Raw genomic sequence first — 15,109 nt, 5'->3', positions numbered from 1 at the left:
CGGGTACGCCTCCCGTGCAGAAGGCCTTTCGGACCCGTAGGAGCCTCTTCGGCGTACGCCGGCCAAGGCTGCCGCCCCGGCGGCGGAGACCCGTGGCGGTTAGCCCGTCCGAGCTCTCGGTGCCCTCGCCCGAGACTCCTCGCGGTCCGTCAGGTGGTTCCCGGCGCGGTCCGCGACCCCCGGGTGAGGACGTCGAGCCCCCGTCGCGTCGTCGCCAGTACGACCCGGTCCCCGGCCCCCAGGACGCGGCCGTGCGCGGGCCGCCAGTCGAAGCCCGTGGCGTCGGCGAGGGTCAGGCCGCCGCCGAGGGTGTCGGTGGGGGAACGGTCGGGCGCCCCCGGACCCGCCGAGCCCACAGCCAGTACACGCCACTCGTTCCGGGCGAACGCCTGGTGGACGGAGCGCCCCTCCAGCGCCGGATGGCCGGCCACGTCCACCGCGGTGAAGAGGAGGACGCCCCGCTCGACGGGCATCACGCCCAGGACGTGGCGGCCCATCATCGCGGCGGCGAAGGCGGGTGAGGCGAGCGCGGAGACGCTCCGGCTACGGGTCAGCGCCTCCGGATAGGAGGCGCGAAGGGTGAGCGAGACGGTGGCCGCGAAGTCGTCGTCGTACAGCCGCATCACCGCCCGCACGTCCGGATTGGCCTCCCGCGCGGCCATCACGATGTCCAGATTGGTGCTGTCGTCGCTGGTCAGGGCGAGCAAGGAAGCGCTCTGCCCGATCCGGGCGAGGTCCAGGGCACGGGGGCCGGTGGCGTCCTCGAGGATCAGGGGCACGCCGAGTTCCCGGGCCACCGCGACCCCCCACGCCTGTGGATCGCGTTCCACGGCGACGACCCGGTGATGGGCGGAACGCAGCCGGACCAGGACCCGGGCGCCCACCTTGCCGAGACCGACGAGCACGATGTGGTCGCTGAGATCGTCGGCGGGCGGGTGGCTGATCGATGCGGCGCGGAAGGCGCCGGTGGCGTTGATGGTGGCGGCCACGACCAGCGGGAGGATCGCGATTCCGGTGAAACCCGCGATCAGCTGGAGGAACTTCCGAGCCCGGGGTTCCGCGGTGGCGGGATCGCCCATGGTGAAGATGTCCAGCAGCGGCAGGTACACCGCCTTCCAGGGCGGTATGCCGCCGACGGTCGCGTAGGTGGCGATCGACAGCAGCGCCACGACCGCCGCCAGTACACCGAAGACGGAGGTCATCTCGCGGGAGACGAACACCTTCCACGGCAGATGGGCGAGCCGTTCGCGCAGCCAGCCGCCGACCGGGCGCGAGTCCGAGGGGGTCTCCAGCGTACGGTCCCCGGTGATCTCCTCCAGCATCAGCCGGCCGTGCGTGAACTGGCTGTTGTACGAGGTGACGGTGTCCGGCAGCAGCTGAGTCCCCTCCTCCCCGGGCGTTTCGGCGCTGTCCTCGCTGCGAGGATCGTGCCGGCCCGTGCCGGAGAACACGGCCAAGGTGGCCAGGTCCGCGGTGTGCGGGGGAGTCCCGGCCGGACGGACCACTCCCCGGAAGACCTTGCCCGCGACCTGGAGGGTGTGTCCTTGTCCGAGCGCCGCCGCGGCGACCAGTTCGGGAACCGCCGTGTCGGAGTCGGAGAGCACCGTGGTCGAGGTGTCGATCGGAACGTCCGCACGGGACGGAGCGTTCGGGCGGCCCCGGCGGGCGAGGACGGCGCGGTCCAGCAGCTGTTCCAGATGACGGCCGCGCTCACGGTGGTACATCCGGATGACCAGGCGGACGGACGGATTGATGCTCCGCGCGAGCAGAGCGGCCATCATGTTGGTCCGGTCGTCGGAGTAGGCCAGGGCGAGGGCGGCGGCCCGGTCGACACCGGCCGCCCGGAGCACCTGCTCGTCGGGGCGCGCCGCGACCAGCAGCTCGATGCCGGAGGAAGGGGCGTGGAGGAGTGCGTCGATCTCTCCTCCGTGCTCGTGGTGGCGGGACGGCAGGACGACGGTGACGGTCTCTCCGCACACGGCGTCGAGTTCGACCGCGAGGCGGCGGGCCAGGCCGTCGTCACCGCAGACCACCATGTGCTGCGAGCGCGGTGAGCCGGGCGGGTCGGTTGAGGAAGTCGTGATCACACGCGCCAGCCTGCCGTTTCAGCACTGTTCGAATCCAGCCCGTCCAGAAGTGCGGCGTCAACGTCGCGTATGGACCGCGGTGGCGGGCCGGGGACGCCGCCGGCCCGTGCGCACAGTCGGCGGATTGCCGTGAGCCGTGCGGCAACCAACCGTCACCACCACTCGCCCACAGCTCTGCGCAGCCTCGGTGCCGAGGCGGTGGAGAACTCTCCGACGCCCCGCGGACACGGCGTCCTCGATCGAGCCAACGGCCGCGGGTCGCGGTGCCCGACGACGGTCGGACGGGACACGGCCACGAAGCGGCGGGGCGTCAGGTCCGCCCCACGGACCGGTTTTCCTCCGCCCGGGCCCGGCACTCCCGCCCGTCCACGACCTCGCCGTCCTTGCGCTACCGTCCTGGAGGTATGCACGACGCGGCCCAGACGCCCTTCATCGACCCGGACTCCGACTACCCGTGCTGCTGGTTCTGCCCGGCGCTGCGGTTCCCGCGCGTCGGCTTCCTCGTCGCGGACCGGCCCAGCCGGCACTGGCCGTTCGACGCTTCGGACGGGTTCCGGTACACGGTCGCCGACCGGGTTCCCGTCTGCGTACATCCGGGCCGGGTGGGGCTGGAACCGGAGCGGAAAGCGCCGCCCCCCGCCGACGAGCCGCCCCCCGCCGACGAGCCGCCCACCGATTTCGAACCGGCCCCGCGCCACCGCCGATGGTGGCGACGCGAGTGAGTGAACCGGCACACCCGGTTCGCCCGCCTCGCACCGTCCAGCGCGGCGTCCTCGCGCCCAGAAAGCCGCGCCGGCGAGGCGGGAGCCCGAACGGATGGAGGCGCCGAGGAGGCCAACGGCATCGACCATCTCGATGTGGCCTTCTGACGGAGTGAGCCAATGGCACATTTCCGAACAGAACCTGGACGGCGCCCGGCGATCTCCCGGGGTGGGGCCGGCCTCGGGCACGAACCGCTCCGTCAGCCGGTCTTCCGTCCCTCCCTCGTCCACCGGACCTGGGTCAGTCCAAGGTGTAGTGAGAGCCGCCTGTCGGTCGGTGGGGCCACGGTGCCCACGTCCGACAGAGACAGCCCCCAGGGGACGGCAGATCCTTCGCCGGCCGGTCGGCGAGAAGGGATGGCTCAGGCGTAGGCCGGGATGTTGCGGGCCGCCCAGTCCGCGAGTGCGTGGGCGCACTCCGCGACGGACTCCCGCCAGGACTTGGCCGCTTCCTCGCCCGCGTCGTCGCTGACGTGCTTGACGATGCGCAGAGGCACCCCAGCCCGGTGCGCGGCCGTCGCCAGGGCGTAGCCTTCCATGTCGACCAAGGGCGCGTGCGCCGCCAGGCGGGCACGGGCGGCCTCGTCGTCGATGAAGGAGTCCCCCGTCGCGAGGGTAGGCCCGTCGTGGTCGCCCAGTGTCAGGGGTGCACCGTAGGTCTCCCCGGTCAGACCGAACAAGATGTCGCTGTCCAGGTCGTGTTGTATGACCGTACCGATCAGGTGGGTGCCGGTCCAGCCCGGGCGCAGCGCTCCCGCGGTACCGAGGTTGACGACGTGCGACGGCTTCGTGCCGCTGCCGAGTACGGCGGCGAGCGCGGACGCGGCGTTGACCTTGCCCATTCCGGTCAGCAGGACAGGCAAGGGTGTGTCGAGGTACTGGGCCTCTTCTTCGACTGCCAGGACGAGCAGGGGACGGGTACTGGTGATCTCTCCCGTGAGTTGCATGGGATCAGAATATGAGCTGGCTTTCGGTGCCCGCTTCCGGGTGCGTGTGTCGTCCCCGCAGCAGGGTAACGAGAGCTGGTCGTCGTCCAGGACGGGGCGGGAGGTCTCGCGTTCCGCTGAGCCGCCGATGGCGGGGTGAGCTGGCCTCCGCCGTGGTCCGGAGAAGCTCACCCTGCGGGGCGACGATTTTTCGGGCGCCGACGGACGGCAGGAAGCCCAGCACCCGACGCGACCACCGGCAACCTCACGGACCACCTCCGCAGCCGTACGGGGGCGCTGCCGTCACCGGCGGAACACGTGGTATCGGCCGGGCAGTCGTCCGGCGGCTCGCTCGGGAGTGCGGAGCGCGAGAGGTACGCGCCCCCGCGACGGAGGGCGCCCGGCCGCCACGCGGGACCGACGTGCCACCGGCGGTCGTCGCGCGTCGGGCGGAGGCTCGACGTGGCCCGTACGGCTGGCGCGGCACCCACCACGCCTGCTGAGGTGTCAGGCGCGCAGGCAGAAAGGGTGACCGGCCGGGTCGCGGAGAACACGCGAGCGTGCGGGAGCGGGCTGGTGCTGTTCTCTGGTGGCGCCGAGCCGGACCGCCTCGTGCTCGGCGGTGTCGAGGTCATCGACGGCGAGGTCGAGGTGGATCTGCTGTGAGCGCTCGGTGGAAGGCCAGGTCGGTGACTGGTAGTCCTCGACGCGTACGGCACCGAGGTGCAGCGTACCGGCCTCGACCGCGCAGAAGCCCGGTGTCTCGACCGCCACCTCACCACCGAGCAGGTGTGCCCAGAAGCGGGCCAGGGCGATCGGGTCGGGGCATTCGAGGTTGATGGCGGCGATCCTCGCGATGGGCACAGGTACTCCAGGGGGAGGGGCGGGTGGACGGAATCGGCCGGACCGGGCCCGGCCCGTCGGTGGCGAGGCCCGCCCCGGGCGCGAACGGTGGAGGCGGCGGCGGGGCGGTCGGAGCGCTGTTTCAGATGACGGGGACGAGCGGTTCGTCGAGGAGCCCGCGGTCCCCGTCGGTGCCGTGGGCCAGCGCCGCGGCCACGTCCTCGTACGGTGCGCCGAACCTGATCGCACTGACCTCGTCCAGCAACTGGTAATGGTGCGGGGAGAGCTCGACGTTCAGGGCGTCGAGGTATCCCGCCAGGTGAGCCGGTGTGCGGGGTCCGAGGACAGGGATCATCGAGGTTCCGGCGCATGCAGCGCGTCGACGCAGCCAGGCAAGTGCGACCTGGATCGGGCCGGTGCCCGTCTCGTCGGCCACGGCGAGGACCGCGTCGAGCACGGCGGTGCGCTGCGCACCGTCCTCGCCGGCGATGACGTGGGCCGCGGGCCGTGCGCTGAGCCGCCCCCGCTCGCCGTGACGGTACTTCCCGGTCAGCAGGCCACCGGCCAGCGGGGAATAGAGGGCGACGCCCAGCCCGTGTGCTTCGGCCATGGGGAGAAGTTCGCGTTCCGCGGAGCGTTCGGCGAGGCTGTACTCGGTCTGGATGCCGACCAGCGACATGCGCCCGCTCAGCTCGGATCGGACGGCGGCGTCCGCGATCCGCCAGGCCGGGAAGTTCGACAGTCCGCCGTAGCGGATCTTGCCCGCCCGGACGAGGTCCTCCAAACCGGCCAGGATCTCCGGCAACGGAGTCACGCCGTCGGGGAAGTGCGGCATGAAGACGTCGACGTAGTCGGTCCCCAGCCGCCGCAGGCTCTCCTCCAGGGAGCGGAACATGGTCTTACGGCTGTTACCCGTGGTACCGGGGCCGATCTGTGCGCTCCTGCTCCCGGTGTACTTGGTGATCACGACGTAGTCGTCCCGCTCGCGGCCCATCAGCTTGCCCAGGATGGTCTCTGCCTCACCGTCCTGATAGAGGTTCGAGGTGTCGATGGTGGTTCCGCCGGCGGCCACGAACTGTTCGAAGATCGCCCTGGCACCTTCCGGGCCCGCGGCGGCCGGGGCTGAGCCGAAGTTGGCGGTGCCCAGCACGTACTCCGAGACCCGCAGGCCGGTGTGTCGTCCGAATGTCTGGTAACGCACGGAAGCCTCCTCGGACTTCTGGGGTATGGTCAACGACACTACCACGAAAACGAATGGTCATTCTTTTATGCCGAAGGTAAGTCAGTCCCACCTCGAAGCCCGCCGCCGGCAGATCATCGATGCCGCCCGCGCACGCTTCGCCGCTCACGGCTTCGCGCGGACGTCCATGACTGACCTCGTCGAAGCCTCCGGACTGTCCATCGGGGCGATCTACCGGTATTTCAAGAGCAAGGACGAGATCGTCGCGGCCATCTGCGAGCAGTCGAGCCAGGCGTTCCCCGCGGAGCTCACCGCCGAGACCATCCATGACTTCCTTCAGCACATCCGCATCCTGGCCCGCGAGGAGGACCATGCGCGGCTGGTCGCCCAGATCTACGCCGAGGCCGCCGTCACCCCGAGCCTCGCCGCTCTGGTCAGCCGTCAACTCGACGAGATGCGCCAGGCGGTTGTCGCGCTGCTGCCCGACCGTGGTTCCGCGCGGGCGGCCCGGGTGGCCGAGGCCTTCGTGGCCCTCTGTCACGGCTACACCCAGCAACTCGCCGTACGGGGCGACCTCGAACCAGGCCCGTACGCCGCGAGCCTTGTCGCGATCATCGAGTCCTGAGGGCCCGGTGGCGGTGCCCGAGACGCCCGCACTGCCGGGCGTGGTGCTCGCGTCCGGGTGAGCTGCGCGGGCGGGCGTTGCCGTCTCCCGCGGCCCGGAGTTGAGGCTGCCGAGTGATCGGTGGCCGAAGGCCGGTGGTCGGTGGTCGTGGGCGGTGTGGGTGGCGGCGATCGCCCAGTCGGCGACGATCGTCCACGTCCGCCGCGTCCCTGCCGCGCTCCACCTCCGTGGTGAGCGTGACGGATGCGGGGCGCACCGGTGGAGGACGAGCCCCTTCGCCTGCGGGCGTCGGGCTCCTGCCCCTTGCGAGGCCCCTGGATCCGGTGACGGTCCGAGGGGGGCGGGCGTCCCGGCCGGACCCGGGATCAGGATTCGAGTCCGGCGTCCGTCTTGGCCGCGCCCCGAACGCCGTCACGCGCGGGGCGTTGATGCCGCGGGTGGTGAGAGGTTCCAGGAATCGGGGCGAACGCCCGTATTGACAGTGCACCGTCATTTCGCTGTGATGGGTGGGAGCGCTCCCACCCGTGAACTGTCCTACGGTTTCCCCCACCGAGGAGGCGCACATGCAGATCCATCCCTCGCGAATCCTGCGCACGCCCTGGACAGCGGCCGGAGCCGCGCTCGCGCTGGCCCTGTCACTCTTCGTCGTCGTACCCGCAAGCGGTACGGAGGCGGCGTCCGGATGCCGGGTCGTCTACACGGCCGACGAATGGACTGGCGGCTATACCGCCCAGGTTCGCGTCGTCCATACCGGCTCCGCGCTCAGCGGCTGGCAGCTGACGTGGAGTTACGGCGGCGACCAGCACGTCACCTCCGCCTGGAACGCGACCGTCGCCCAGACCGGCAACTCCGTGACCGCCGTCAACGCGGCCTGGAACGGGGCGCTGGCCGACGGAGGGACCGTCGACTTCGGTCTCCAGGGGACCTGGCAGTCGGCCCACCCGGCGCCCACGGGCTTCGCCCTCAACGGAGTGTCCTGTGGAGGTGACGGCACCTCGCCGCCGACCCCGACCCCGACCCCCTCCGCGACCTCGACCCCCACCCCCACCCCGACACCCACCTCGACCCCGCCCTCCGCGGAGTGCGGTAATGCCGCCGTCTGCGAGGACTTCGAGGACCAGGCCGGCCCGGCCCCTGCCGGGAACTGGCACTTCACCGCACCGGACTGCCAGGGCACGGGCACGGTCGCCGTCGACACGGAGGTCACGCACAGCGGCACGCGGTCGCTACGGGTGGACGGGCGGGCCGGCTACTGCAACCACGCCTTCGTGGCCGCGACCACGGATCTGTCGTCGGTCGGCCCCGTGCTGTACGTCCGCATGTGGGTACGGCACACCACGGCGCTCCCGGCCGCGCACGTCGCCTTCGTGTCGATGCCGGACAGCTCGCAGGGTGGCAAGGCGCTGCGGATCGGGGGACAGAACGGCGCTCTGCAGTGGAACCGGGAGAGCGACGACGCCACACTTCCGGCGCAGAGTCCGGTCGGGGTGGGGCTGAGCAGGTCCCTGCCCACGAACAGCTGGCAGTGCCTGCGGTTCGCGGTCGACACCTCGGCACCCGGACTCGACACCTGGCTCGACGACGAGCTTGTGCCGGGGCTGCACGCCGACGGCGTACCGACGCAGGACGTCGACGCGCAGTGGCTCTCCCGAACCACCGCGCCGCGACCTACCGCCCTGAGGCTGGGCTGGGAGAGCTACGGGACCGGTGACGACACCCTGTGGTTCGACGACGTGGTCGCCGGATCCTCGCCGGTCGGCTGCTGACGACCGGCCGGCGCGATGCGCCGGACGTCGCCCTTGCCGTCCTCGGCCGGCCTGGACGCGTCCGGCGCCGCGGCCCTGCAGGAACACCGCCACTGCGGCGGTGGCCAGTTCACCCGCAGCCTGCGCGGCCCACACCCCGCCGGTCCCCAGTTGTCCCAGAGCCGCGATGAGCGGGACTCTGATCAGGAGGAGGGTGCCGATGGAGTGACCCGACGTACGGCTACGGCGATCACGGTGAAGGCACCTCCCGGAGCAGTCAGCGGCCCGCTTCACGTGGCGACCCGGGACGGCCGGACGACGACCGCTCAGAGATTCGTGGCCGTCTCCGGCACCGGAGCAGGGCAGGTCGAGTCGTCACAGACCACTTCTACCGCGGACACGACAGCGCCGACCGTCGCGGTGACCACACCTGGCAACTGGGCCGAGGTGCACTTCGAGGCGGAGGCAGGGGAGGACCTGGACTTCGGCTTCTCCGGCTCCACCTTCAACCGGCCCGTGACCGTGCGGCTGCTGAGCCCCACGGGAGTCCAGGTAGGTTCCGGCACTTCGTACTCGGGTGCCGCGGGTGAACGGGAGGTGCAGGACGCGCCCCTTGCGGGGTCCTACGTGCTGCTGCTCGAACCGGGCTCCACCAACATCGGTGCGGTGACAGTGACCCTGTTGAACCCGGCAGGGGCGGCACAACCAGCACGTTCCTCACCGACGGCAGTAACCCCCTGCTGGAGAAGCACGGACGGGTGAGACCGAGGCCATGGTCGCCATGTCGGGCCTGGACGACTTCCTCACCCGCACCGAGAACGGCCGGACACAGGTCTACCTGACCGACGCCCTCGGCACCGTCGTCGGCCTCGCCCACGCGGACGGCACCCTCGCCACCCGCGACGCCTACGACCCCTACGGCCAGCCCACCACCTCCGGTGCCGCGTCTTTGAACCCGTACACCTTCACAGGCCGCGAAAACGACAACACCGGCCTCCTCCACTACCGCGACCGCTACTACGACCCCGAGACCGGCCGCTTCATCTCCCAAGACCCCCTAGGCCAGGCCGGCGGCACCAGCCTCTACCACTGCGGACTCTCCTCACCCACCACCTACACCGACCCCACCGGCGGCAACCCCATGATCGCCGCCTGTGCCGTGGGCGGACTCATGGACGGCGGCCTCACCTGGGCCTTCCAGCGTCTGTCCGGCAGAAAGGTCGAATGGGGCCAGGTCGGCAATGCCGCACTCACCGGATGCTGACAGGCATGGCCGGCGAAGCCTTCGGCGCCTTCATGGCCGCAAGGAGCTCTTTGCGCGGCGCCGGAAGCTGCCTCGCGCCCAACAGCTTCACCGCCGACACACCCGTCTTGATGGCAGACGGCACCACCAAGCCGGTCCAGGACATTCGAATCGGCGACGAAGCGTGGTCCACGGACCCCGAGACCGATGAGTCCGGCCCCCGCCCCGTCACCGCACTCATCAAGGGCCAAGGGGAGAAGCAACTCGTCGATCTCCTCGTCGACACCGACGGAACCAAGGGCGAGGAGACCGGCAGTATCACTGCCACCGACGGTCACCCCTTCTGGGTCCCGGCCCTGGACCAATGGCTGGAAGCCGGCGAACTCCAGCCCGGACAGTGGCTGCGGACCAGCGCCGGCACCTGGGTCCAGCTCACCGCCACCCAGCACACGACGCGGTCGGCAACGGTCTACAACCTCACCGTCGACGACCTCCATACGTACTACGCAGCCGCTGGCGCCGCCCCGCTTCTCGTACACAACTGCCCTCCCGGCGGCGGATTCTGCTCCCGCCCCGTGACCCAGCAGGTGCCTCCTACGCCGGACGCGACGGTCGCCGACCTCCGCACGATCTCCCTCGACGACGTCGGAGGGACGGCTGGCAGCAAGAAGCAGCTGGAGAAGCTCGTGCAGCTCACCGACGACGAACTGCTCAGGTCGGTGTTCAGCCTGGCCTCGGGTCCGGGCGACGTACTGACGGTGGGGCAGTTGATGAGGAGGTTGGAGAACGGAAACCATCGGGCAGGTCTCCTCATCGATGCCGCGAGGAAGAATGCCCTGACGGGAGCAGGCACCATCACCTGGCAAACTCCCATCTACACCAGGGGGCGGGAGCATTGGATCGGATGAAACGGCGCCTGTTCAGGTTTTCTGGTGGTGCTGCCGGTTCGGTTGACGCGACTGACGCCGTGGCCGTCCTTGTGGTTTCGGGACTGCTGGAGATCCGGACGCTCGCGAAGCACGCGCCCGCCGAAAACGGGCTGCCCGACCAGGAAACCCTGGTGGCGCGGGTCCTGATGATCGCGGAGATCTGTCACGGCTTTCCGGCATCGCCCGACGGATCTCGAAAGATCCGGGAACGCCGGGCCGCGCACGCTCTGGCGTGGAGGTACTCGTGCTCGGACGCCGAGGCGCGGCATTGGATTCGGGACCGTCTGCGGGACAGAGGCCAAGAGTACGAGCGGGCCCTGGAAGCCGTGCTGAAGGCTGACAGCCTCAGGCCGTCGGGACAGTCGGCCCTCGCCCGCGAGGGGGTGAGTGGCCGCCGATGGGGGAGAGGGCAGTGAAGCGGAGAGCCGTGGTAGGGGCCACTGCGGGAATCGTGCCGGCGGGAGGCGGATCACTCGCCGCCCGTCGTGTACGTGAAGCTGAAACGGACGACGCGGACCAGCCCTTCCTCCGTACCTGAGCGGTGAAGTTCCTGGCGCACACGCGGTCTTCGTGGCCCTTGACCGATCGAAGGGGGGTGCGGGCGTGTCCCGGAAGGAACTGCGACACGTGCTGAGATGCGTGAACGCGGTTCGCTCCGACGGGGTGGAGCCGTGGATCGGTCTGGGCGCACCCCTCTTTCCGCGGACGTGGGCAGCGCCTCGGCAACTGACGGCCATGCCGTCCTTCTCCGGTGACGTACTCGACCCGTCCTATACGCACGGGGATCTGCTTCTGCAGTGCGCCGGGCGCGCTGCGGGAGACGTCAGGTCAGCGGTCGAGCGGTTGCTGGGCGACCTGTCCGGATGGCGGGTGCGATGGCGGATCGAAGGGTTCCGGAACGAGAACAGGGCTGAGGGCGGGCGCCCGCTGAGCGCCGTCCGCGTCGGAGGGCAGGCGGTAGCGAAGGGGGAAGCGCGCTGCTCGCCACCGGTCGGCGAGTTCCTGGAGCTGTGCACAGATGTCGCGCGGCCCGTCCGGCGTGGCGAGCCAGCTCAGCTCGTCCACCGGTTCCATCCGCAGCCAGTACCTGCAACCGCCGCCGATCACGAGATGCCCGGCCCTGACGTCCCTCACGAGTCCGCCCACGAGGTGGTCCGCCGCCGTCCGGAAGCCGCTTTCCGTCCGGCGGGGCAGCAGGACGCGGGTACGGGTGCCCGGTGCGGTGGCGATCGGCTGCCGGAATTCCTCGGTGAGCCAGATCCGGCTGATGCCGTGCCCGGCCCTGTGCGCCAACTCCACCGGCCTCAGCTCCGCCTCCACCTGCTCGCCCGGTGTGTGCTCGACGACGGTGAGAGGCCGTCACGTGAACCAGCAGATTCCCGCGGGGGGCGAGCCCCTCGACGGGGGCACCGGCACACGATCCACCGTGTACGACACGAGGATCCGGTCGTACGGCGCCAGCGACGGCCAGCCCTCCTCACCCGGGCCGCACGCCACCTGCGGCCGGAACCCGAGATCTCCCAGACGTACAGTTGCCGCGTCGGCGTGATGCCGGTTCAGGGCCAGGGTGTGACCACCGAACGGTCCCCGCACACCTGGCAGGCGACCGTGGCGGTCACCCCCCGCGCCGGTGCCGGGGGCCTGGCCGGCGGCTGCGATCCGAAGTGGTGCGGGAGTCCTCATCAGTGCGGGCCTCCCGTCACCGGATTCGGCGCCGGGGCGTGGCCGGGCTGCACGGGGATGGCCGGGGCCCCGTACTGGGCCGCCTGGGCGGTGAACATGCCCTGGTAGATGCCGTCGGGCCGGGCCATGAGCTGTTCGTGCGTGCCCTCTTCGATCACGCGACCCTGGTCGAGGACGTAGATGCGGTCCGCGTGGGCGGTGGCCGCGAGGCGGTGCGTCACGAGAACGACTGCGCGTCCCTCCCCGGCGAGGGACCACAGGCTCTCGAACGCGGCGATCTCCGCGTGCGGGTCGAGCGCCGAAGTGGGCTCGTCCACCAGAAGAAACGGGGCATTCCGATAGAGACTTCGCGCGGTGCCGAGCTTCTGCCACTGTCCGCCCGAGAGCTGGACGCCCCGCTCGTAGCCTTTGTTGACGATGGAGTTCCAGCCGTGCTGGAGGTTTTCGATCAGCTGGTGAATGCCGGCGGCCCGGGCGGCGGACTTCACCCGCCCCATGTCGCGGGGACGGTCTCCGGCGCCGATCGCGACGTTCGCGGCCGCGGTCATCTCCCAGCGGGGAAAGTCCTGCGCCAGGAGCCCCACCTGACCGAAGACATCGGCCCGGGCGGCTTCCCGGACATCGACCCGGTGCGTGCCCTCCTGGCCTTGCCACCATACGTGGCCGTCCGTGGGGAGCAGGAGTCCGGACAGCAGCTTGGTCAGGGTCGTCTTGCCGCTTCCGTTCGCGCCCACCAGCGCGGTCACCTGGCCCCGGGCGACTCGCACAGTGACGTTCCGCAGCGCCGGTGTGTCGGTCCCGGGGTAGGTGTAGGACACGTGGTCCACCCGGATCTCGTCGACGGGGTCGGGCAGCGGGGCGCCGGTGGTGGGGATCGCGTTCTCGGTCGCGAGCGCGATGGCGTCCTCGGTATCGGTGAGGAAGAGGAGTTCCTCGTATAGTCGGTTGACCTGCTGGACCAGTGAGGTCAGCCGCGCGGTAGAGGCCCGGATCGCCAGGACCGCCGTGCCGCCGACGGCGAGCGGCAGCACCCCGTCGGCCAGCAGCCACCACAGAACCCCGTAACAGGCCAGCGACGCGATCCCCGCGAGCCCCCCGGCCACCAGCTCGGTGAAGGCCTGTGCCCGGGCCAGGCGCCGCTGTTCTCCTTCCGTCTGGTGGGACATCTCCTCGTAGCTGGCGAGCAGCTTCTTGCCGGCGGCGTGGACACGGATCTCGCCCTGCGCGTGCGGGCGGGTCAGGAAACCGAGGAGCGAGGAGATCCCTGCGGTGGTCGAGCCAGTAGAGCTTCGACACGTACTCACGGCGCGCCGAGCGGACCGCACCCCACCCCTTGGGCAGCGCGATCAGCAGCAGCATGGGCAGCAGCAGCCAGTGCAGCGACGCCAGCACGACGGCAGCCGCCACCATCGCGATGACGACGTTGCCGACCCCCACGGAGAGCCTCAGCATGTTGCGGGCCGAATCCGTCCCGAACCGGCCGGCCTCCAACACCCTTTGCACCTCCGGGCGCTCGGTAGCCTCCAGCTCGATGCCGGTGACCGCCGTGTAGTAGCGCGCCGACACCGCCCGCTCCACCTGCGGCTCCAGCCGCCCCGACATCGCCGTCGACCACGCAAGCAACAGCGCCGCGACCACCGCACTCGCCCCGAGCGCCACCAACGCCGGCAGAGCGTCGCGCAACTTGTCCGCCGTCGGACCCTGCGCGAAGAGATTCGTGAGCACGCTGTTGACCGCGACCAGCCCCCACGCGGCGCTCACCCCCTGCCCGAGCTGCGCGGCCACCACCGATGCCATCGCCCACCGGTCCGCCTGCCACCCGATCCGCATCACGGATCCGACCATGCGCGGCAGTGCGGCCGCCATGTGCGCGAACGACAACCGGGTCAGCGGGCCCGAGTGGTGGACGTACGACTGGTCCCAGCGAAGCCGGCCCCCGTACAGCTCGCGTTCCGCGCCCGAGACCGTGTCCTTGTCCGATGAGCTTTGCGCGCCCCGGCGGGCGCCGCGCGGATGGGTGCGTATCAACGTCTCTGGTCTCCTCGGTCGTAGTGGGATCGCAGGGTTCAACGACCGCAGCCACCTTCCGAACGCACGTCTTCAAGCCGGGTTCCCGGCGGGACAACCTGTGGTTTCGGGGAATCCCGGGGCGTTTCCCTTGCACCATCACGCGACGGCTGCGGACCAGGGGTGGCTGAAACTCCGTCACCGCGCATCGCCCGGGACGCTCACGCCATCGCATGGGGCACCCTTCTCGGCGGCTGTGCCGAGAAGGGTGCCCCACTGGAGGGCGTGCTCTCGGAGGCCTCCCTGGCGGTTCAGGTGGGAAGTGTTTCGATGCGGGCAGTGAGCCCGGGTGGGTCGGCTGGTCGCGGCGAGGGTGCGTGGGGGCGGTTGGCTGTCCGGGGTGGTCGAGGTCCAACGCGGGGTCGGCATCCGTGCGGCCGTCCGCGTAGGCGACCGCCCTTACTTGTTCAAGGACCGGTTCATGGCGTACTTCGGTGAGGGTGTGACGCTCGCCCGCCGCCTGCCCGGCAATCACGCACGTCTTGCCCGTGTCCTCACCGACCGGTCGATGTTCCTTGTTGCGGCAGGATCTTTCGAATCCGCGTATGGCGATTTCGCCGAGGCGGTCGCTCTTCTCCGTGTGTCGCCTGGTTGCCGTGTCGCCTGGGCGCGAGGACGTGGTCCAGGCCGTCAGGGTGCCACCGGTATCGGGCCCCGGACTACGGAAGGCAGCGGTCCCAGCTCTGTTGAGGGTTGGGACCGCTGCCTGGTCTGCGAGTCTGTGTGCCCCGAGAGGGCTGGGATGCCTGCCCGGTTGCCCCGAGGGGGCTGGGGTGTTTGCCCGGTTGCTCTGAGAGGGCTTGGGTGTTTGCGCGGTTGCCCCGGGGTGATGGAGGCTGTTCCGTTTTGTGTGAGGTGGGAGGCTTGCTGAGATTCGGCAGGCCTCGAGGCGGGATTTGCTGAGGTGGGCAGTTCCGGTCGGCTGCGTCGTCTGAGGGGTCAGATCGCTGGTCTGCCTTTACTGGCGGCGTCACCCGGGACCAGGCCCGGATCCACCGAGATGCGGTGAGGCGAGGGCAA

General features: G+C 70.5%; 13 protein-coding genes. 8 read left to right on the top strand and 5 right to left on the bottom strand.

The window, feature by feature from the left end; translation table 11 throughout:
- Positions 1-149: 149 nt before the first annotated feature.
- Positions 150-2,087 carry an NAD-binding protein gene (locus tag ACFWEP_RS20720; protein WP_387371752.1) on the bottom strand — a complete coding sequence of 646 codons (1,938 nt, stop codon included), beginning with the start codon at positions 2,085-2,087 and terminating at the stop codon, positions 150-152.
- A 404-nt stretch (positions 2,088-2,491) separates the two neighbouring features.
- Between ACFWEP_RS20720 and ACFWEP_RS20715 the strand changes: the two genes are divergently transcribed.
- On the top strand, positions 2,492-2,809 hold the full coding sequence (locus tag ACFWEP_RS20715) for a hypothetical protein (RefSeq protein ID WP_387371751.1): 318 nt from the start codon (positions 2,492-2,494) through the stop codon (positions 2,807-2,809).
- Between the two features lie 401 nt (positions 2,810-3,210).
- Here the strand turns inward: ACFWEP_RS20715 and ACFWEP_RS20710 are convergent, their stop codons facing one another.
- From ACFWEP_RS20710 to ACFWEP_RS20700, 3 genes are all read right to left on the bottom strand, one after another.
- On the bottom strand, positions 3,211-3,795 hold the full coding sequence (locus ACFWEP_RS20710; RefSeq protein ID WP_387371750.1) for a nucleosidase: 585 nt from the start codon (positions 3,793-3,795) through the stop codon (positions 3,211-3,213).
- Positions 3,796-4,281: 486 nt separating this feature from the next.
- Positions 4,282-4,638, bottom strand: a complete 357-nt coding sequence (locus tag ACFWEP_RS20705) for a VOC family protein (protein ID WP_387371749.1) — start codon at positions 4,636-4,638, stop codon at positions 4,282-4,284.
- A 121-nt stretch (positions 4,639-4,759) separates the two neighbouring features.
- Entirely contained in the window at positions 4,760-5,818 is a 1,059-nt protein-coding gene (locus tag ACFWEP_RS20700) for an aldo/keto reductase (protein ID WP_387371748.1), read from the bottom strand.
- A 67-nt stretch (positions 5,819-5,885) separates the two neighbouring features.
- Between ACFWEP_RS20700 and ACFWEP_RS20695 the strand changes: the two genes are divergently transcribed.
- The 7 genes from ACFWEP_RS20695 (at position 5,886) to ACFWEP_RS20665 (ending at position 12,130) form a co-directional block, all read left to right on the top strand.
- Positions 5,886-6,422 (top strand): TetR/AcrR family transcriptional regulator, encoded by a 537-nt coding sequence (locus ACFWEP_RS20695; protein WP_387371747.1) that lies wholly within the window; start codon positions 5,886-5,888, stop codon positions 6,420-6,422.
- Positions 6,423-6,985: 563 nt separating this feature from the next.
- Positions 6,986-8,188, top strand: a complete 1,203-nt coding sequence (locus tag ACFWEP_RS20690; protein ID WP_387371746.1) for a cellulose-binding domain-containing protein — start codon at positions 6,986-6,988, stop codon at positions 8,186-8,188.
- 204 nt (positions 8,189-8,392) lie between these two features.
- On the top strand, positions 8,393-8,929 hold the full coding sequence (locus tag ACFWEP_RS20685; RefSeq protein ID WP_387371745.1) for a hypothetical protein: 537 nt from the start codon (positions 8,393-8,395) through the stop codon (positions 8,927-8,929).
- A 10-nt stretch (positions 8,930-8,939) separates the two neighbouring features.
- Positions 8,940-9,431, top strand: coding sequence for an RHS repeat-associated core domain-containing protein (locus ACFWEP_RS20680; protein WP_387371744.1), 492 nt, complete (start codon positions 8,940-8,942; stop codon positions 9,429-9,431).
- A 5-nt stretch (positions 9,432-9,436) separates the two neighbouring features.
- Positions 9,437-10,318 carry a polymorphic toxin-type HINT domain-containing protein gene (locus ACFWEP_RS20675; protein WP_387371743.1) on the top strand — a complete coding sequence of 294 codons (882 nt, stop codon included), beginning with the start codon at positions 9,437-9,439 and terminating at the stop codon, positions 10,316-10,318.
- Positions 10,315-10,755: a hypothetical protein gene (locus tag ACFWEP_RS20670; RefSeq protein ID WP_387371742.1), complete on the top strand. Its 441-nt coding sequence runs from the start codon at positions 10,315-10,317 to the stop codon at positions 10,753-10,755. The genes ACFWEP_RS20675 and ACFWEP_RS20670 overlap by 4 nt, the downstream gene beginning before the upstream one ends.
- A gap of 319 nt (positions 10,756-11,074) precedes the next feature.
- A complete protein-coding gene (locus ACFWEP_RS20665) occupies positions 11,075-12,130 on the top strand; it encodes a hypothetical protein (protein WP_387371741.1) in 1,056 nt (351 codons plus the stop codon).
- Here ACFWEP_RS20665 and ACFWEP_RS20660 read toward each other — a convergent pair.
- Positions 12,022-13,326, bottom strand: coding sequence for an ATP-binding cassette domain-containing protein (locus tag ACFWEP_RS20660; RefSeq protein WP_387371740.1), 1,305 nt, complete (start codon positions 13,324-13,326; stop codon positions 12,022-12,024). The genes ACFWEP_RS20665 and ACFWEP_RS20660 overlap by 109 nt on opposite strands.
- Positions 13,327-15,109 lie beyond the last annotated feature (1,783 nt).

The sequence above is a fragment of the Streptomyces sp. NPDC060198 genome (assembly GCF_042728415.1).
GTDB lineage: Bacteria > Actinomycetota > Actinomycetes > Streptomycetales > Streptomycetaceae > Streptomyces.
Note: the sequence above shows the minus strand (reverse complement) of the source record. Positions and strands in the feature narration are given on the sequence as shown.